Below are 16,026 nucleotides of genomic sequence, written 5' to 3'. Positions count from 1 at the left end.
CGCCGGTGAGGTCGCGTACCTCGCCGGCCAGAGGAGAACACCATGGCTCAAATGAAATTTCTCTGCGACGCCGAACGCTGCATCGAATGCAACGGCTGCGTTACGGCCTGCAAGAACGCTAACGAAACCGACTGGGGTATCCAGCGCCGCCGCGTCGTCACCCTGGACGACGGCATGCCCTCGGAAGTCTCGATTTCCGTGGCCTGCATGCACTGCGACGACGCCCCCTGCATGGCGGTGTGCCCGACCGACTGTTTCTACAAGACCGATGACGGCATCGTTTTGCACGACAAGGACATCTGCATCGGCTGTGGTTACTGCCTCTACGCTTGCCCATTCGGCGCACCGCAGTTCCCCACGCAGGAGGCCTTCGGCGAGCGCGGCAAGATGGACAAGTGTACTTTCTGCGCCGGCGGCCCTGCCGAGACCAAGGAAGAAGAATACGAAAAGTACGGCGCCAACCGTATCGCCGAAGGCAAGCTGCCGTTATGTGCCGAGATGTGCTCCACCAAGGCATTGCTCGCCGGTGATGCGCAGACCATTTCCGATATCTTCCGTCAGCGTGTGGTCTATCGCGGCCATAAAGACGGCGGTTGGTCGTCCGTCGAAAAGGCCCAGCTGTCGGGCCCGGACGTCTCGGCCAATCTCGACGAGATGGCCTACGACGCCACTCGCGCCACACGTGAAGGGTGAGGAGAACGCTCATGCACACACTCATGCAATGCCTGTGGCGGCTGCGTATGATCGGTGCGGTGCTGTTGCTGGCGGTATTGGCCGCCAGCCTGACCCCACCCACGCAAGCCGCCGAACCCAACGAGGAGCTCGGTCAGGCCGTCGGCACGGTAGACGCTGACACTTGGCGAGAGGTCAAGAGCGGCGAGAACTTCATTGATTCGCGCTACGAATCCACTTATAGCTTGATCAATACCAGTGGCGAGACTTGGCGCCAGATCCGTAACGAGTGGATTTCGCCTGCCGGCCTGATTGCCATCGGCGGCATGCTGGCAATCTTGATCATCTTCTACCTTATCGTCGGACGCAACGACCTCGATCACGAGCGCACGGGTCGCAAAATCCTGCGCTGGACCGCTGTCGAGCGTTCATTGCACTGGACCGTGGCGACGCTGTTCATCGCACTGGCGCTGACCGGTTTGAATCTGCTGTATGGCAAGTTCGTGTTCCGGCACATCTTCGGCGATGTCTTCTGGGCCAACATGATCATGGGCTCCAAGTTGATCCACAACTACGCGGGGCCGGTGTTCGGCATTTTGCTGATCGTCATCCTCGCCAAGTGGCTCAAGGTCAACCTGCCCAAGAAGCACGACTGGGAGTGGTTCAAGCAAGGCGGCGGCATGGTCGGCGACAAACACCCCGATGCCGGGTTCGCCAATGCCGGCGAAAAGGTCTGGTTCTGGCTGCTCGCCAGCGTCGGCCTGCTGGTGGTGATCAGTGGCCTGGTGCTCGACTTCCCTATCTTCGGGCAGACCCGCGATAACATGCAGTGGGCCAACATGTTCCACGGCGTGACGTCGTTGATCCTGATGACCGTGGCGCTGGGCCACATCTACATCGGCACCTTGGGTACCGAGGGCGCGTTCGAAGGCATGGCGACCGGCTATGTCGACGAAACCTGGGCCAAGCAGCACCACAACCTGTGGTACGAGGAGGTCAAGGACAGCGCCGGCCAGCCCCAACAAAGCGACCCGCCCGTTGATGACGACACGGCGACGGCACAACGCCCTAACTAGTCCACGCATTCGAGACGACACCGCCCCCGGGCGGTGTCGCTCTTTGATATGCTGGCCCCTTCCCATGATGACATGCCAAGCGAAGAGGCTTTCCCATGCAACACATCGATGTTGATACGCGCACCGAACTCGAGGCAGCCGCTTTCCGCCAGTTGCTCGACCACCTTGACGCCAACAAGGACGTACAGAATATCGACCTGATGATCCTGGCCGATTTTTGTCGCAACTGCCTGTCCAAATGGCTGGTGAACGCTGCCAGCGAACGGGGTATCGAACTCGACTACGAGACGGCCCGCGAATACGTCTACGGCATGCCCTATAGCGAATGGAAAGAGCTCTATCAGGCACCGGCCACCCCCGAACAACTCGAGGCGCTGGATGCCCGCCAGCAGCGCAAGAAGGACACGCACGCATGAGCGATGCCGCGTTCGTTCCCCTCAAGATCGCCGTGCTGACCGTCTCCGATACCCGCACGGAGGAAACCGACCGCTCAGGCAACGCGCTGGTGGAACGCCTGAAGCGCGATGGGCACGAACTCGCCGACAAACGCATCGTCGTCGATGACGTCTATCGTATCCGCGCGCTCGTCGCTCAGTGGATCGCCGATGAGGACGTGCAGGTCATCGTCACCACCGGCGGTACCGGTTTCACCGGGCGTGACTCCACCCCCCAGGCGATCGAGGTGCTGCTCGACAAGCACATCGAAGGCTTCGGTGAGTTGTTTCGTCACCTGTCGTGGCAAGAAATCGGCAGTTCCACCGTGCAGAGCCGCTGCCTCGGCGGCCTGGCCAACGCGACCGTGGTGTTCTGCTTGCCGGGTTCCACCGGCGCCTGCCGCACTGCTTGGGACGGCATCCTTCATGAACAACTCGACAGCCGCCATCAACCGTGCAACTTCGCCAACCTCGTCATTCCCGGGAGAGGTCAGCATGGCTGAGCTGCAAAGCGTCGAGCGCGCGCTGGAGGCGCTGCTACAGGATGTAAAGGCGGGAGATGTCGAACGGATCGATTGCGAGGCTGCGGCGGGCCGTGTGCTGGCCGAACCGGTCACCGCACGTCTCGACGTACCGCCCGCCGATAACAGCGCCATGGATGGCTATGCGCTGCGTCATGCCGATGCCGGTCAGTGGTTGCCCATCAGCCAGCGTATCGCGGCCGGCTACGCACCTGAGCCGCTGACACCGGGCACCTGTGTACGCATCTTCACCGGTGGTGAGATTCCTCCGGGCGCCGACACGGTCGTGATGCAGGAACGCGTTGAGACGCAAGATGCCCAGGCTCATATCCCCGGGGACATCACGCTGGGCGATAACGTGCGTCGCCGTGGGCGCGACGTGGGGGCCGGCACTCCGCTTCTGGAAGAAGGCACCCAGCTCGAGGCGGCCGCCCTGGGACATCTGGCCGGCCAGGGCATCACGCGGGTCGACGTGTACCGTCGCCCACGCGTGGCGTTGCTATCCACCGGCGATGAAATCGTCGACCCCGGTCAACCGCTCGCACCGGGGCAGATTCATAACTCCAATCGGCCCATGCTCTCGCGCCTGCTCGAACGCTTCGGCGCCGAGCTGGTCATGCGCGAACACGTGCGCGATGACTTCGCGACCACCCAGCGTCTTCTGCGCGAGGCCGCCGAACAAGCCGATGTCATCGTCACCACCGGCGGCGTCAGCGTCGGCGAAGAAGACCACGTCAAGCACGCACTCGAATCACTGGGTCAGTTGGATCTCTGGCAGCTGGCCATGCGCCCCGGCAAGCCACTGGCGCTGGGACGCATCGGCCAGGCACGACTGGTGGGCCTGCCCGGCAATCCCGTGTCCTGCTTCGTCGGCGCCTGGGTATATCTTCGCCCCCTGATGGGCGCCCTGCTGGATTGCCCACGCATGGCCACGCTACCCTGCCTGTGGGCGCGCGCAGCCTTCACCACGCACACCCAAGCGCGTCGCCACTACATGCGCGTGGGCCTTGAGTTCACCGCCGATGGCATCGTCGCCCACGCCTTCGCCGATCAGAACTCCGCCGTGCTGTCCTCGTGTATCGATGCCGATGCCCTCGCGGTCGTACCCGAACACACCACCCTCCACGAGGGCGAGCGCGTGGAGTGCCTGTGGCTGACGGACTGATGCCATGGAGGCTAGTCGGCGCTCAACGCCTGATTGAGCGCCGGCCAGAGTCGATGGAAGTCGTGCTCTAGTGCGGGGTAGTCGGCGCGCAACCAAGGCACCAACTCGGCCAGGCGATTGGGGCCACTCAAACGGCGTCCCAGGCCCGCGATCGCCTGGCAAGTAAAGTCGAAATCGGCGTAACGACTCAGCCAGTCGTCTTCGATCAGGGTGGGAATCATGGGGGCCAAGCGGTTAGGGGCTCGCCCCTGAGCCTGGAGCACCCGGTAACAACGCGCAATCAAAGCGACATCGGCATGATCGCGCGCCACGAAATGGTCCCACACCAGATCCAGGGCGATGCCCACCACACGCCGCTGGGGACGCGGTGCGCGTTCACGCACGCCTCGGATCACGGCATGAGTGTCGACCCAGGCATCCACACGGCGATGATGGCGAATACCGCGCACGATCTCCGCCGCCCAATCGCCATCGGGCTCGCCCTTGACGCCATCGGCGATCAAGTTGCCGTACAGGAAGGCGTCATTGCCGCCACGTACCAGCCAGGCATGCGCAAGAAAGTTCATGGAAGACCTAAAGACAGTTCTTAAAGACAGTTGGTTGGCTTGGGCAATCCCGCCAGACGCGCGCCCACCTTTGCGGGACTGTCGGGAAACAGCCGCATCAAGTGCAAGGAGCGCCCTTTATCGGGCCCCAGCGCCTGGCCGACGGCCTTGACCAAGGGCCGCATCGCCGGGGCGTTCTCATAACGCGCGTAGAAGGCTCGCAGAACCTCGAGAACCTCCCAGTGCTCGGGCGTCAGTTCCCGGCCTTCTTCGGCGGCCAGTGCCTCGGCCACGGCCGGCGTCCAGGTTGTCAGGTCGACCACGAATCCTTCAGGATCGAGCCCGATGTCGCGGCCTTCTACCGTGATATAGCGTGTCGCTTGCGTAGTCGCCATCAGAACCAGCTCACCGTGCGTTGCGCTTCCTCGGTCAGCGCCACGAAACCATCCATGTCGACAATGATCACGCGGGCATCGCAGCGCCCCGCCAAGCCACGCGACTCCAGATCCTCGCGCAGGGCGAACAAGCGACCTTCCAGACCGGGAAGATGTTGTACCTGTGCACTCACCGCGCCAAACACGCCATCTTCGATCAGAATCAACTCATCTTCCTCCCCCATCGCGCGCAACACGTCCTGATGAACGGAGCTCGAACTCGGGGCACGATTGAGCAAGTGCAACAACATTCGCAGGTGTCTCCTAATAGCGCTTCCCCGCTAGCGTTCAGTACGGGCAGCGTTTAGAAATTGAAGATTTGACGGTGACCGGCAAGCACGGTCGACAGTTCCGGCGTCGACACTTCAATCACCGGTAAAAGCAGATCATCGCGGGTCAGCCCGCGCGCCTCGAGCGAGTCGGCATCGACATACAAGCGCTCGATATCGTACATCTCCAGCATCTCGAAGGTGCTTTGGGAGCCCTTCTGTCCCAGTGGACCCGGGCCTTGGCCCTGGAGCAATGCCCAGACGCCATCCCCCATCAGCAACAACGAGACGGACTGACCGAAGGCCGCGCCGACCAATGCCACATCGAGAGCCTCGCGTAGCCATAAACCGCCGTGCGGCGCATGACGTAACATCACCAGAAGATCACCGTGCGTCGCCTCGGGTATCTCGGACATGACGGTTTCCCATGTACATGAATGAGTGACGCCTTATTCAGGGCGCAAAGGTAATCAGCCGCTCGTGCGTCTGGCCGATGTCGAGCAACTGACCCAGCCCCGTCAACTCGAAGGGAGGCTCGAGGCTCGCCCCGCTCTTGCCATGACGCTCAGCCTCACGGGCATCCAGCAAGCCACGGCGCAATGCCGCCGCCACGCAGACCTGCAAGGCGGTTCCCTGCGTGCGCTGCAAATCGCGCCAGGCATCAACGAGGTGAGGTTCATCCTGCGGCGGCGCCGCGAAGTGCGCAGCGTTATAAATCCCATCGTGATAGAAGAAAACCGTATCGATACGATGCCCCCGTGCAATGGCGGCATGCGCGAAACGCAACGCGGAGTGCGCTGCCTGATGGCTATACGGGCCTCCTAGCACGAGTAGGGCGTAACGCATCGAAGAATCTCCCGTCACGGACGCGGTGAATGGCGCTATTGTCCTCGACGTAGCGAAGTCAGGCAAATCATGGTTCCGCCACGGGCCATGGCATCAAACGATCATTGACGCCAAGCACGTTAGCGAGTATATTTTTAACAAGCTAACGTATAGCATTCCTTTAGCTAGCGATACTGATCTGTTGATATCCCCAACCTTGGCCGCCTTTCTAGGCGGCTTTTTTTATGCCGTACCGCAACAGAAGCGACTAATATGAGCGCCGTCACGGTTTGTGCGAATCCTCTTTTGCCGTTACGAAATCCGGCTAAATTGAAAGAGTCTGTGTCGTAATGTATCGACACACCTGATGATTCGTGGAGGTTACGCTCATGACCGTTGCCCTGCTTTCCCCGACCAAACGCCCGCCAGCGTCGCTGAAGCCGGCCGACACGGCCCTTTCAACCACACTGTCTATCACTCATAGCGATAGAGCGGCCCTCATGGGCCCTAGACCCAAGTGCGAGATAGGCTGTCTGGCGCTCCTTCGTCATGACCTACACCTTAGGCATGACATATATGACACCGAGGATATCGCCAATACTCGTCGCCGCGCGATGTTCTATACTCGCTGGCACGGGTTCGCCGAGCCTCTGCTCCAACTTTGGCGTGGATAAACGCTCGCGACGCAAAAGGCCCGCACCTCTCGAGGTGCGGGCCTTCGCCAAACAGGCGGCGTAGCGCCCTATGCCGAATCAATCGTCGGACATGAAGCCGAGGATAGACAGCAGACTGACAAAAATATTGTAAATCGAGACGAACAAGGTGATGGTCGCCAAGATGTAGTTGGTTTCACCGGCGCGATGGATGATCTCGCTGGTCTGATACAGGATCGCAGCTGAAGAGAACAGCACAAAACCAGCTGATACGGCCAGCGCGAGTGCAGTGATGTTGAAGATCATCGCCGCGACCATGGCCAGCACCAGCACGATCGCTCCGGCGATCATGAAGTTACCCAAGAAGCTGAAATCTTTGCGGGTAATCAAGGCCACGGCCGACAGCCCGATGAACGTCGCGCCCGTCATCCCCAGCGCGGTCATCACCAACTGCGCCCCATTGGGAAGTGACAGGTAGAGGTTCAGCATCGGTCCCAGCGTGAAGCCCATGAAACCGGTGAAGGCAAAGATCGACAGGATGCCCGCCGCCGAATTCGCGGTCTTGTGAACCAGGAACATCAAACCATACGCGCCGATCAGGAAGATGAAGATGTTCATCTGCCCGACCCCCATCGCCATCGATGTGCCCGCCGTCACTGCGGAGAACAACAGCGTCATGGCCAGGAGCATATAGGTGTTACGCAACACCTTGTTGGTACTTATTGCCGATTGCGTCTGCTGACCGGCAACCTGAGAAGTACGATATGCCATGGGATTTCTCTCCTCGGTGGCGCTGAAAACATTTGTAAGACCTAGGATGCCCCGCTTGAGTTCCCACTGCAAGGTGGATATTCAACGCCCCACCATTGTTTTAACTCATTGAAAGCACAAAAAGTCTTGACGACTCGTTGAATGCTGGTAGTATACACCGCCGTAAGCCGGAGGGATGGCAGAGCGGTTGAATGCACCGGTCTTGAAAACCGGCGAAGGTTTGCGCCTTCCCAGGGTTCGAATCCCTGTCCCTCCGCCATTACATCTTAACGCCCTGAGATTTCAGTAACTTACTGGTCTCGGGGCGTTTTCGTTTTGGATGTTACATCGCATGGTTACAGCCGCGACGATTCGATACCGCTCAGCAGAGTGCGGGCTTCGATGAGCGTTAGCCTCCCCGTCGTGAAGGCGCCGGTATCGATGTAGTGGACGTTCCCCAGCCACATGGGGCGCTCCACGATGGTGTGCCCCACCACCACGGCATCGATGCCGCTGACTGGCGTCCCGTCGCCACGCCGAATGCGCATCCTTCCCCAAAGAAGATCCTGCGAAGGCGTTGCGACATCATTCCAGTCCGAGGGTGGTTCGGCGTGAACGATCCCGAGACGCTTGCCCGCGACTAATACTTCGCGCGCATAGGGCATGCATGGCAAGGCCTGCTGGAGCATCGTCTGCGCCTCGCCCAACCCCGCCTCCAGAGCCCAGGTTCCGCCGTTGATCATCCAAGCGTCGCGGGCTTTCAGACTGCCTCTTTCCTCGCCCAGCAACGCGTCATACGCCAGCATTTCGTGATTGCCACGCACCGCGTAGAACCAAGGTTCGAGGGCGAGGGACAAACACCCGAGGCTATCGGCGCCACGATCGATCAGGTCCCCGACACTGAACAGCCTATCTCGTCGGCGATCGAAACCGACCGCGTTCAACCTGTCATGTAACAACGCCAGTTGGCCGTGTATATCACCGACGATGAAATCGCGGCCGCGCTCATTGGGACCGTGCCGTTGAATCATGCAAACGGCTCCTTATCAACCAACGGAAACACCACACGAATCGCTTAAATATCACGAAAGGTTGGCTTTGCAGAACGCCGAGCAACGTCACGCGCCCCCCCGCCTTCCAGCTCCAGCGCCTTCGCCAGCAACTCATCGACGCTAGCACGCGGATGCGCACCGGCCATTTCGACGCTCTCGAAATCACTCGCCTCGCATTCCGGGCACTTTGCTTCCAGCGGCCGCCGTGTTGCCTTGATGAATACTTCGACCTGACAAGCGCGACAGCGATAGAGGCGCCTATGGGGCATGGACATGACAAACTCCGCAGGACAAAACAATCTACCTAGCATAGAACAGGATATCGCGCTGTGCGCTATTGCATTCAAGTGCCTGACTCAGTGATAAAGCCGCAACCCGACTCGCGTCACCCGATTACCTTCCACCGCATTGACGACCCAGTGAAAGCCGTGCCAATCGACATCGTCCCCCACCACAGGATGACCACCGACGCGCAGCGAGACGAACTCACCCAAGGTCATGTGCTGCTCACCGGCACTCAATGTCAGGCCATAGGCATCCGCCACATCGCTCATGACGGCTTCCCCGTCCAACGTGAAGGTGCCGAAGAAAGCACGCTCACGCTTGAGCGTGGCATCTCCGTTGAACAAGCGATTGAGTGCTGGCAGGTCCTCGCTACGCCCGATGACGCAAATGACATCACCCAGCTTCAACCGCGTACTGCCCTTGGCATGCAGCATGGTGTGCTTGCGAAACAGGCCGGAAATCAAGGCGCCCGACGGGAAGCGCAGCAAGCGAATGGGCACGTCCTCGAGCGCTTCGTTCTCGACCTTATAGACGAACATTTCATAATCGTTTTCCGGCAACACTCCTAGCGGACCGCGGCGATTGGGCGTCGTGCCGGCCGGCACCTCGACCCGCATCCAGCGCGCCACCCGCGCCAGGGAGGCCCCCTGCATCAACAATGACATCAGCACGACGAAGAAGGCGACGTTGAAATACAGCGTCGCATTCTCGACCCCGGCGATCACCGGAAAGATGGCCAGTACGATGGGCACCGCCCCACGCAGCCCCACCCAGGAAATGAAACCGAGCTCCCGCCAACGGAAGTTGAAGAATGGCTTGAGCGAAACCAGAACGGCCAACGGGCGCGCCACGAAAATCAGGCCCAACGCCAAGGCGGCACCCGGTATGGCGTAATCGATCATTTCGCTGGGCGTCACCAACAGCCCCAGCACCAAGAAAAGCCCGATCTGACTCAGCCACGCCAAGCCATCGTGGACCGGCAGAATATGCGTGAGATGCCGCCCAGGCTGGTTGCCGATCATCAAGCCCGCTAGATAAATCGCCAAGAAGCCACTGCCACCGGCCGCGCTGGTCAAGCCGAAGATGAAAAAGCCCGACGCCAGCGCCAGCAGCGAATAGAGCCCCGACGCCAGGTCTAGCCAGCGCAGCAACTTGGCAGCCAGCCAGCCACCCCCGACCCCGAACAGCAAGCCCAACCCGAACTGCGAGACGAACGTTACCAGGGTGTGCACGACACCGCTGGCACCGTTTACCAGCACTTCGGCCAGAGTGATAGTCAAGAAGATCGCCATCGGATCGTTAGTGCCCGACTCGATCTCCAGCGTCGCCCCCACCCGCTCGTTGAGCGTCACGCCCTGCCCGCTGAGCATCGAAAATACTGCAGCGGCATCCGTCGACCCGACAATGGCACCCACCAGCAAGCCTTCCACCAAGGAAAGGTTGAATATCCAGGTCGCCAACAGGCCAACGAGCCCGCTGGTCACGAAGACTCCCAGTGTCGCCAGGCACAGCGCCGGCTTGAGACCCACGCGGAACGTCTTGAGCCGCGTGCGCAAGCCACCATCGAGGAGGATCATCGCCAGCGCCAGGTGTCCAATCAGGTAGGCCAGCGAATAGTCATCGAACTCGATGCCCAGCACACCTTCCTCGCCGGCCATCATGCCCAACCCCAGGAACAACACCAGCAGCGGCACGCCGATGCGTGACGAAACACGGCTCGCCACGATACTCAGCGCGATTAGAAATCCCGAAAACAAAAAAAGGCTGTTGATGGTATCCACGACTAACGACTATCTCCCTGAATTCAAGGACCTAGTATGCCATGTCCCGGTGCATCATGCTGTCACCTACATCAACCAATGTGGATGCGATTGCACGACACGCCAATCTATATCGCCCTGCAATCGCATGGCCCAGATCAGCGCCCGCATCCCCTGGCGATATGTGCCCAGCGCGACATCCGGCGACTGTCGCCGGTAGCCGGTGACGAAGGCATCCCGTTCGGCAGGCTCCGTGATCAACAGCTCGGCCACACACAAATCAAACTCGAGCGGCGCCCACACCAGTGCCTCCCAGTCACTCCATAACCATCCGGTAGCGCCATACAGGAATTGATCGGCACGCAAATCGGGCAGACACCACACGGCGCGCGACGGGATGGGGAAATCAGGCAGTGCCTGCCAATCGGCACAGCCAGGATGGTGTTTTAAAAAATCGCGCGCGCGTCGCGGCCATTGCGATAGCGGCCAGACCGTTTCCAGAGGATGCCCCCAGCCCGAGACGGTTTCGCGATGCAGGTAGCCCAACTGGCTACCCAACAGTTCGGCGAAGACTTCTCCCATTCGCGCCGACACGCCCTCGCTCCAGGGCAAACTCCAGAGCGGCGTCTGATGCAATGCGCCCAGATACGTCAAGGGTAATGGCGGCAACGGCAAATACGTCGGCAAGGCCCCCACCAGTCGCGTTATTGCCTCAGGGCAACGCCAGCGATCGAAACCGAAGAGCCGATTGACCCCCTGCCAGAACGGATCCTGGGCGGGATGCGTTCGCGCCAGCTTGAGCAGTTGCGGCGCCTCATCGCGCGTTCGCCACAACCAGTTGGCGCTGTCATCCCAGGCCAATGGCAACGGGGCAAGAGCATGACCGGTAAAGACCTCGACGCGATGCGTCAGTGCGGGATCGGGATACATGCGTGCTCCTGGCTGCCCAAGCGATAGCGAGGCGACCACCCAGCACGTCTGGGCAGTCGCCGTCGCATCAGGATACAATAACCCTCTCTGGATAGGGGTGCCCATCAAGGAATGGGCTGAGAGCGCCACACGCAACCCTGGAACCTGATCCGGTTAACACCGGCGGAGGAAAGACCAGAGCGTGCCGTCGGCACGTCCTTCGCCCCATTCATGGAGCCTTGATGACGTCCCTCGGTTTTTCGCTGTCCCAGGCGAGGCTCGCCTTTTCGGGGCAATGGCTGTTCGATGGCCTTGCAGCCGACTTTACCCCTGGTAGCTGGACGGGGCTGCTCGGCCGCAGCGGCAGCGGCAAGAGCTCCTTGCTGCGCATGATCGCTGCCCTCCCGATCCCCGACACCCATGACTTGACCCTCACCACCACCGATAAGCGCCCATTGGCCGGCCGCTTGGCATGGATGGCTCAGCAAGACCAGTTACTTCCCTGGCGCAAGGTCATCGACAACGTCCTGCTCGGCCCCGCGCTGCGCGGTCGCCCCACGGCGGCGCAACATCAACGCGCCCAGGACCTGCTCGGCGACGTCGGTCTCGGCGACAAAGCCGAGCAGTGGCCCAAGACGTTATCCGGGGGGGAGCGTCAACGCGTCGCGCTGGCCCGCACGCTCTTCGAAGACGCCCCCGTAGTCTTGATGGACGAACCGTTTTCTGCCGTCGACGCGATCACTCGCCTGGAACTTCATGAGCTAGCCGCGCGCCTGCTGGCCGGTCGCACCGTATTATTGGTCACGCACGACCCGCTCGAAGCCCTGCGCCTGAGCGATCGCATCCTGATACTCAGCGGTCAGCCGGCATCGTTGAGCGACTTCGACGTCCCCGGCGGACAACGCCCCCGTGCCCTCGAGGCGCCCGATGTCCAGCGCATGCAATCGCAGTTGGTGAATCGTCTCCACGCGCCGCATGGCAATATCGGTGAGGGTGTCGTATGAGTATACTCAAGCGTTTCTGGCCCGCCCTATTGGGGATCATCACCCTACTCGGCCTCTGGCAGTTACTCGTCATCGTCACTGGCGTTCCCGACTATATCCTTCCCGCGCCGCTGACCGTCGTGCAAGCGTTCGCGGCGCACCAGCAACTGTTATGGCATCATGCCGGTATCACGGTCATCGAAATCGTCGCGGGGCTGCTCATCGGATTCATGAGCGGGCTCGGCACGGCCCTGGCCTTGGCTCGTTTTCATGGCTTGCGGCGCACTTTGCTACCAATCTTGTTGATCAGCCAAGCCGTGCCCTTGTTCGCCCTGGCCCCTATTCTCATGCTATGGCTGGGGTATGGCATGACTGCGAAAATCGTCATGGCCACGCTGATCATTTATTTCCCGGTCGCCTCGACATGCTACGACGGCCTGCGCCAGACGCCACAAGGGTGGCTGGACCTGGCCCAGACACTGGGGGCCAACCGTCGACGGCAATTGTTGCGCATTCAGTTGCCCGCCGCCTTGCCATCACTGGCCTCCGGCATGCGCATGGCCGCCAGTGCCGCCCCCATCGGGGCGGTGATCGGCGAATGGGTCGGCTCCAGCCAAGGCCTAGGCTACTTGATGCTCAATGCCAACGCGCGCATGCAGGTCGATCTGATGTTTGCCGCCCTGCTGATCCTCATCACCTTCGGGGTGGCGCTCTACTTTACTACCGATGCGGTGATGCGGCGCCTCATGCCTTGGCATGACGACCGCACCGGCACCACCAACTGACAACGATCATCCGGGGTAGCACCCGCCATCGCATGGCAATGCCCCACACACCGCCTTTTACGGCGATAACGATAACGCCCGCCACACTCAATGGGCGGAGATCCGCAGGAGAACATCACATGCTACGTTTGACTCGACGCCTCATGGGAGCTTGCCTTGCGCTGATGTTGATCATACCCGGCTCGACTTGGGCCGCAGATGACGACAGCACTTCGGAGACGACTTCCCTGAAGGTCATGCTCGACTGGTACACCAACCCGACGCACGCCCCCCTGGTCATCGCCCAGCAACGCGGCTTCTTCGAGCGACATGGGCTCGATGTGGAGCTAATCTCGCCGGCCGACCCTAGTGTCCCCCCCAAGCTGGTCGCCGCCGGCAAGGTGGACTTGGCACTCAGCTACCAGCCTCAGTTGCATCTACAGGTAGACCAAGGCTTGCCGTTGGTACGCGTGGGCACGCTGATCGCGACACCGCTCAATGTCACGCTGGTACGTGCCGACAGCGATATCGAGAGCATGAAAGACCTGGCCGGCAAGACCATTGGCTACTCGGTGGGCGGCGTCGAGAAAGTACTGCTCAATACCATGCTCGAGCACAATGGCGTTGACCCTGAAAGTGTCGAGATGGTCAACGTCAACTTCGCGCTGACACCGGCATTGATCAGCGGCAAGGTCGATGCCATCACCGGCGCATTTCGCAACTTCGAACTGGCACAAATGGCCCAGGAAGGCGTCAAAGGGCGAGCATTCTATATTGAGGAAGAAGGCGTCCCCACCTACGACGAACTGATCTTCATCGCCAATCGCGAGACTCTCGACACACACCGCGATGCCTATGCCCGTTTCATGGCTGCCATCGAAGACGCCACAGCTTGGATCATCAATCACCCCGACGAGGGCTGGAAAGCTTTCAAGGCCTCTGATCCGGCATTGGATACACCGGTCAACAAGAAAGCCTGGTATAACTCCATTCCACGCTTCGCCCTGCGACCCGCCGCCCTTGATGTGCGCCGCTACAAGGCATTCGAGGCGTTTCTCCTCGAGCGCGGCCAGATCAAAGCCAAAAGCCCGGTCTCACGCCTCGCCGTCGACGTGAATCGTCTCTAGAGCGTCTTATCGCCAACGACCTGGAGACCTACCTAGCACTCCAGGTCGTTTTATCTCATTCGCTGGCCAAAAAGTTCGCCACAGCCGTTTGAAATGCTTCAGGGTGTTCGGCGTGCAACCAATGCCCGGCATCAGGCACGGTCTCGACACGTGCCTCCGGTAACACCGCCTCGACCGCCGGCAAAGCGTCATCCTCAACGTAGTCGGAACGCTCGCCACGCAGCACGAGCGTCGGCCCCGTATAGGTGCCTTCCCCATCCGGCACCGCGACGATATGGGCGTAATCATCCTCAATCTCATCGAGTCCCACACGCCACACCAGCGTAGCGTTCTCGCTGCGGACCAGGTTGGTCGCCAGAAACTGCCGTATCGCCGGAGTCTCGACGAAATTCGCCATGATCCGGTCGGCTTCCTTGCGGTCCGAAGGCGGTTGCCGTTCGACCGCGCGCATGGCCTTGAAAATCGCCTCATGGCCGTGCTGGTAAGCAATCGGCGCGATATCAGCCACGATCAAGCGCGCGACACGCTGAGGCGCCTGGCGCGCCAAGGTGATGGCGACCTTGCCTCCCATCGAGTGGCCCAGCAGGTCGCAACTGTCGACAGAAAGACGATCCAGCAGGACTTCGACATCCGCCGCCTGGGCGGCATAGCTCATGCCTGCCACATGCGGAGATTTTCCATGGTTACGCAGATCGACGGCGATTACGCGGCGGCTTTCCTGCCAACGCTTGATATGCGAGCGCCAGTTATCGGCGCTTCCGAATAGGCCGTGCAACACCACCAGCGGGCGCCCGGCGCCGCCAGTATCGACATGATGTAATTCCACAATGTGCCTCGTCAGCCATTCAAATCATGTCGGCATGATACCAGAGGCATCTCAGGCATTGCGTCCCGACACCCGTTCAGAGGCATCGGCGACATGCGCCAGATGACGCGTCAACGCCCCCAACAGCACACCATACAACGGCAGGAAGAAGGCCAAGCTGACGCTCAGCTTGATGGCATAATCGACCCAGGCGATTTCGACCCAGTGCGCGCTCATGAACGCATCGGGCCCATTCCAGAAGGCGATAGCAAAAAACGCAAAGGTATCGGCCAGATTGCCCAATAGCGTCGAGAACGCCGGCGCCACCCACCAGGCGCGCAGCCGCCGCATCCGATCAAAGACATGAATGTCCAGCAACTGCCCCAACACATAAGCCATGAAACTCGCCAGGGCGATACGCCCCACGAACAGGTTCCAGTCCCCCAGCGCCGTGATGCCCTGGAAAGTGCCGTTTTGAAACAGCACCGAGACCACGTAGGAAATCAGCAGAGCGGGTAGCATGACACGCGTGATGGTCGTTCGTGCCCGGCGTTTCCCGAACAACCGCACGGTCAGATCCGTGGCAAGAAAGATGAACGGAAAGCTGAACGCTCCCCAGGTGGTGTGTACACCGAACATCGTAAACGGTAATTGCACCAAGTAATTGCTGGCCGCAATGACGATAATGTGGAAGCTCACGAGCCACCCCATCAAGCGGCGCGCCTGGCGAGAATCGAGGACGAACATGCAGCACCTTTTTAGTTGCCGAAAGAGGCCGAGGGGTAAGGGAACCCTCAAGGCGGGACAGCGTGGAAGACGCCGAGTGAAAGCGGCGCGATTGTAAAGGATTTCGCTGATATCAACCAGCGCAACACATCACCACCCTGTTCCAGGGTATGAATAAAAACGACGCCGAAAGCCAGAGACCAAGAGGAACTATCCACGTAACATCAATGCCTTACGGGACGACAAGAGCGATTACAATGTCCGACTATCC

Annotated in this window: 20 protein-coding genes, 1 tRNA gene and 1 riboswitch; of the genes, 9 read left to right on the top strand and 12 right to left on the bottom strand. The window is 60.5% G+C overall.

The window, feature by feature from the left end; genetic code table 11:
- Positions 1–42: 42 nt before the first annotated feature.
- The 5 genes from fdh3B (at position 43) to glp (ending at position 3,868) form a co-directional block, all read left to right on the top strand.
- Positions 43–693: a formate dehydrogenase FDH3 subunit beta gene (fdh3B, locus tag RVY79_RS09260; protein WP_317463835.1), complete on the top strand. Its 651-nt coding sequence runs from the start codon at positions 43–45 to the stop codon at positions 691–693.
- Between the two features lie 11 nt (positions 694–704).
- A complete protein-coding gene (locus RVY79_RS09255) occupies positions 705–1,748 on the top strand; it encodes a formate dehydrogenase subunit gamma (protein WP_317463834.1) in 1,044 nt (347 codons plus the stop codon).
- 95 nt (positions 1,749–1,843) lie between these two features.
- Complete coding sequence (locus tag RVY79_RS09250) at positions 1,844–2,164, top strand: DUF1244 domain-containing protein (RefSeq protein ID WP_317463833.1); 321 nt, start codon at positions 1,844–1,846, stop codon at positions 2,162–2,164.
- A complete protein-coding gene (moaB, locus tag RVY79_RS09245; RefSeq protein WP_317463832.1) occupies positions 2,161–2,685 on the top strand; it encodes a molybdenum cofactor biosynthesis protein B in 525 nt (174 codons plus the stop codon). Before RVY79_RS09250 ends, moaB begins: the two co-directional genes overlap by 4 nt.
- A complete protein-coding gene (glp, locus tag RVY79_RS09240) occupies positions 2,678–3,868 on the top strand; it encodes a gephyrin-like molybdotransferase Glp (protein WP_317463831.1) in 1,191 nt (396 codons plus the stop codon). Before moaB ends, glp begins: the two co-directional genes overlap by 8 nt.
- 11 nt (positions 3,869–3,879) lie before the next feature.
- Here glp and RVY79_RS09235 read toward each other — a convergent pair whose 3' ends face one another.
- From RVY79_RS09235 to RVY79_RS09210, 6 genes are all read right to left on the bottom strand, one after another.
- Positions 3,880–4,434, bottom strand: coding sequence for an ACP phosphodiesterase (locus RVY79_RS09235; protein WP_317463830.1), 555 nt, complete (start codon positions 4,432–4,434; stop codon positions 3,880–3,882).
- Between the two features lie 20 nt (positions 4,435–4,454).
- Positions 4,455–4,808: a TusE/DsrC/DsvC family sulfur relay protein gene (locus RVY79_RS09230; protein WP_317463829.1), complete on the bottom strand. Its 354-nt coding sequence runs from the start codon at positions 4,806–4,808 to the stop codon at positions 4,455–4,457.
- Positions 4,808–5,098, bottom strand: coding sequence for a sulfurtransferase complex subunit TusB (tusB, locus tag RVY79_RS09225; protein WP_317463828.1), 291 nt, complete (start codon positions 5,096–5,098; stop codon positions 4,808–4,810). Before tusB ends, RVY79_RS09230 begins: the two co-directional genes overlap by 1 nt.
- 53 nt (positions 5,099–5,151) lie before the next feature.
- Positions 5,152–5,532, bottom strand: coding sequence for a sulfurtransferase complex subunit TusC (gene tusC / locus RVY79_RS09220; RefSeq protein WP_317463827.1), 381 nt, complete (start codon positions 5,530–5,532; stop codon positions 5,152–5,154).
- A gap of 37 nt (positions 5,533–5,569) precedes the next feature.
- Positions 5,570–5,962: a sulfurtransferase complex subunit TusD gene (tusD, locus tag RVY79_RS09215; protein WP_317463826.1), complete on the bottom strand. Its 393-nt coding sequence runs from the start codon at positions 5,960–5,962 to the stop codon at positions 5,570–5,572.
- A 731-nt stretch (positions 5,963–6,693) separates the two neighbouring features.
- Positions 6,694–7,365 (bottom strand): Bax inhibitor-1/YccA family protein, encoded by a 672-nt coding sequence (locus tag RVY79_RS09210; protein ID WP_317463825.1) that lies wholly within the window; start codon positions 7,363–7,365, stop codon positions 6,694–6,696.
- 169 nt (positions 7,366–7,534) lie between these two features.
- Here RVY79_RS09210 and RVY79_RS09205 point away from each other — a divergent pair.
- Positions 7,535–7,624: transfer RNA gene (locus RVY79_RS09205), tRNA-Ser, on the top strand.
- Between the two features lie 76 nt (positions 7,625–7,700).
- On the opposite strand, the gene RVY79_RS09200 is transcribed toward RVY79_RS09205, so the two are convergent.
- From RVY79_RS09200 to RVY79_RS09185, 4 genes are all read right to left on the bottom strand, one after another.
- On the bottom strand, positions 7,701–8,375 hold the full coding sequence (locus tag RVY79_RS09200; RefSeq protein WP_317463824.1) for a metallophosphoesterase: 675 nt from the start codon (positions 8,373–8,375) through the stop codon (positions 7,701–7,703).
- A gap of 44 nt (positions 8,376–8,419) precedes the next feature.
- Positions 8,420–8,671: a hypothetical protein gene (locus tag RVY79_RS09195; RefSeq protein ID WP_317463823.1), complete on the bottom strand. Its 252-nt coding sequence runs from the start codon at positions 8,669–8,671 to the stop codon at positions 8,420–8,422.
- An 81-nt stretch (positions 8,672–8,752) separates the two neighbouring features.
- Positions 8,753–10,462, bottom strand: coding sequence for a potassium/proton antiporter (locus tag RVY79_RS09190; RefSeq protein ID WP_317463822.1), 1,710 nt, complete (start codon positions 10,460–10,462; stop codon positions 8,753–8,755).
- A 66-nt stretch (positions 10,463–10,528) separates the two neighbouring features.
- A complete protein-coding gene (locus RVY79_RS09185; protein WP_317463821.1) occupies positions 10,529–11,371 on the bottom strand; it encodes a hypothetical protein in 843 nt (280 codons plus the stop codon).
- A gap of 83 nt (positions 11,372–11,454) precedes the next feature.
- A riboswitch (TPP riboswitch) is annotated at positions 11,455–11,559 on the top strand.
- A gap of 33 nt (positions 11,560–11,592) precedes the next feature.
- Here RVY79_RS09185 and RVY79_RS09180 point away from each other — a divergent pair.
- From RVY79_RS09180 to RVY79_RS09170, 3 genes are all read left to right on the top strand, one after another.
- Positions 11,593–12,354 (top strand): ABC transporter ATP-binding protein, encoded by a 762-nt coding sequence (locus RVY79_RS09180; protein ID WP_317463820.1) that lies wholly within the window; start codon positions 11,593–11,595, stop codon positions 12,352–12,354.
- Positions 12,351–13,118 (top strand): ABC transporter permease, encoded by a 768-nt coding sequence (locus RVY79_RS09175; RefSeq protein WP_317463819.1) that lies wholly within the window; start codon positions 12,351–12,353, stop codon positions 13,116–13,118. Before RVY79_RS09180 ends, RVY79_RS09175 begins: the two co-directional genes overlap by 4 nt.
- 119 nt (positions 13,119–13,237) lie before the next feature.
- Positions 13,238–14,224, top strand: a complete 987-nt coding sequence (locus RVY79_RS09170) for an ABC transporter substrate-binding protein (RefSeq protein ID WP_317463818.1) — start codon at positions 13,238–13,240, stop codon at positions 14,222–14,224.
- A 55-nt stretch (positions 14,225–14,279) separates the two neighbouring features.
- Here the strand turns inward: RVY79_RS09170 and RVY79_RS09165 are convergent, their stop codons facing one another.
- Together RVY79_RS09165 and RVY79_RS09160 are read right to left on the bottom strand one after the other, a co-directional pair.
- The gene (locus RVY79_RS09165; protein WP_317463817.1) at positions 14,280–15,050 is read right to left on the bottom strand and encodes an alpha/beta fold hydrolase; all 771 of its coding nucleotides are present in this window, start codon (positions 15,048–15,050) and stop codon (positions 14,280–14,282) included.
- Positions 15,051–15,101: 51 nt separating this feature from the next.
- Positions 15,102–15,776, bottom strand: coding sequence for a 7-cyano-7-deazaguanine/7-aminomethyl-7-deazaguanine transporter (locus RVY79_RS09160; protein ID WP_317463816.1), 675 nt, complete (start codon positions 15,774–15,776; stop codon positions 15,102–15,104).
- Positions 15,777–16,026: the final 250 nt, after the last annotated feature.

This window comes from Chromohalobacter sp. HP20-39, assembly GCF_033052815.1.
Taxonomy (GTDB): Bacteria; Pseudomonadota; Gammaproteobacteria; order Pseudomonadales; family Halomonadaceae; genus Chromohalobacter.
This window is presented reverse-complemented; position numbering and strand designations above follow the sequence as displayed.

Excerpts from the sequence above, each read along its gene's own strand:
- fdh3B (WP_317463835.1), top strand. The coding sequence starts at position 43 with ATGGCTCAAATGAAATTTCTCTGCGACGCCGAACGCTGCATCGAATGC.
- RVY79_RS09255 (WP_317463834.1), top strand. The coding sequence starts at position 705 with ATGCACACACTCATGCAATGCCTGTGGCGGCTGCGTATGATCGGTGCG.
- RVY79_RS09250 (WP_317463833.1), top strand. The coding sequence starts at position 1,844 with ATGCAACACATCGATGTTGATACGCGCACCGAACTCGAGGCAGCCGCT.
- moaB (WP_317463832.1), top strand. The coding sequence starts at position 2,161 with ATGAGCGATGCCGCGTTCGTTCCCCTCAAGATCGCCGTGCTGACCGTC.
- glp (WP_317463831.1), top strand. The coding sequence starts at position 2,678 with ATGGCTGAGCTGCAAAGCGTCGAGCGCGCGCTGGAGGCGCTGCTACAG.
- RVY79_RS09235 (WP_317463830.1), bottom strand. The coding sequence starts at position 4,434 with ATGAACTTTCTTGCGCATGCCTGGCTGGTACGTGGCGGCAATGACGCC.
- RVY79_RS09230 (WP_317463829.1), bottom strand. The coding sequence starts at position 4,808 with ATGGCGACTACGCAAGCGACACGCTATATCACGGTAGAAGGCCGCGAC.
- tusB (WP_317463828.1), bottom strand. The coding sequence starts at position 5,098 with ATGTTGTTGCACTTGCTCAATCGTGCCCCGAGTTCGAGCTCCGTTCAT.
- tusC (WP_317463827.1), bottom strand. The coding sequence starts at position 5,532 with ATGTCCGAGATACCCGAGGCGACGCACGGTGATCTTCTGGTGATGTTA.
- tusD (WP_317463826.1), bottom strand. The coding sequence starts at position 5,962 with ATGCGTTACGCCCTACTCGTGCTAGGAGGCCCGTATAGCCATCAGGCA.
- RVY79_RS09210 (WP_317463825.1), bottom strand. The coding sequence starts at position 7,365 with ATGGCATATCGTACTTCTCAGGTTGCCGGTCAGCAGACGCAATCGGCA.
- RVY79_RS09200 (WP_317463824.1), bottom strand. The coding sequence starts at position 8,375 with ATGATTCAACGGCACGGTCCCAATGAGCGCGGCCGCGATTTCATCGTC.
- RVY79_RS09195 (WP_317463823.1), bottom strand. The coding sequence starts at position 8,671 with ATGTCCATGCCCCATAGGCGCCTCTATCGCTGTCGCGCTTGTCAGGTC.
- RVY79_RS09185 (WP_317463821.1), bottom strand. The coding sequence starts at position 11,371 with ATGTATCCCGATCCCGCACTGACGCATCGCGTCGAGGTCTTTACCGGT.
- RVY79_RS09180 (WP_317463820.1), top strand. The coding sequence starts at position 11,593 with ATGACGTCCCTCGGTTTTTCGCTGTCCCAGGCGAGGCTCGCCTTTTCG.
- RVY79_RS09175 (WP_317463819.1), top strand. The coding sequence starts at position 12,351 with ATGAGTATACTCAAGCGTTTCTGGCCCGCCCTATTGGGGATCATCACC.
- RVY79_RS09170 (WP_317463818.1), top strand. The coding sequence starts at position 13,238 with ATGCTACGTTTGACTCGACGCCTCATGGGAGCTTGCCTTGCGCTGATG.
- RVY79_RS09160 (WP_317463816.1), bottom strand. The coding sequence starts at position 15,776 with ATGTTCGTCCTCGATTCTCGCCAGGCGCGCCGCTTGATGGGGTGGCTC.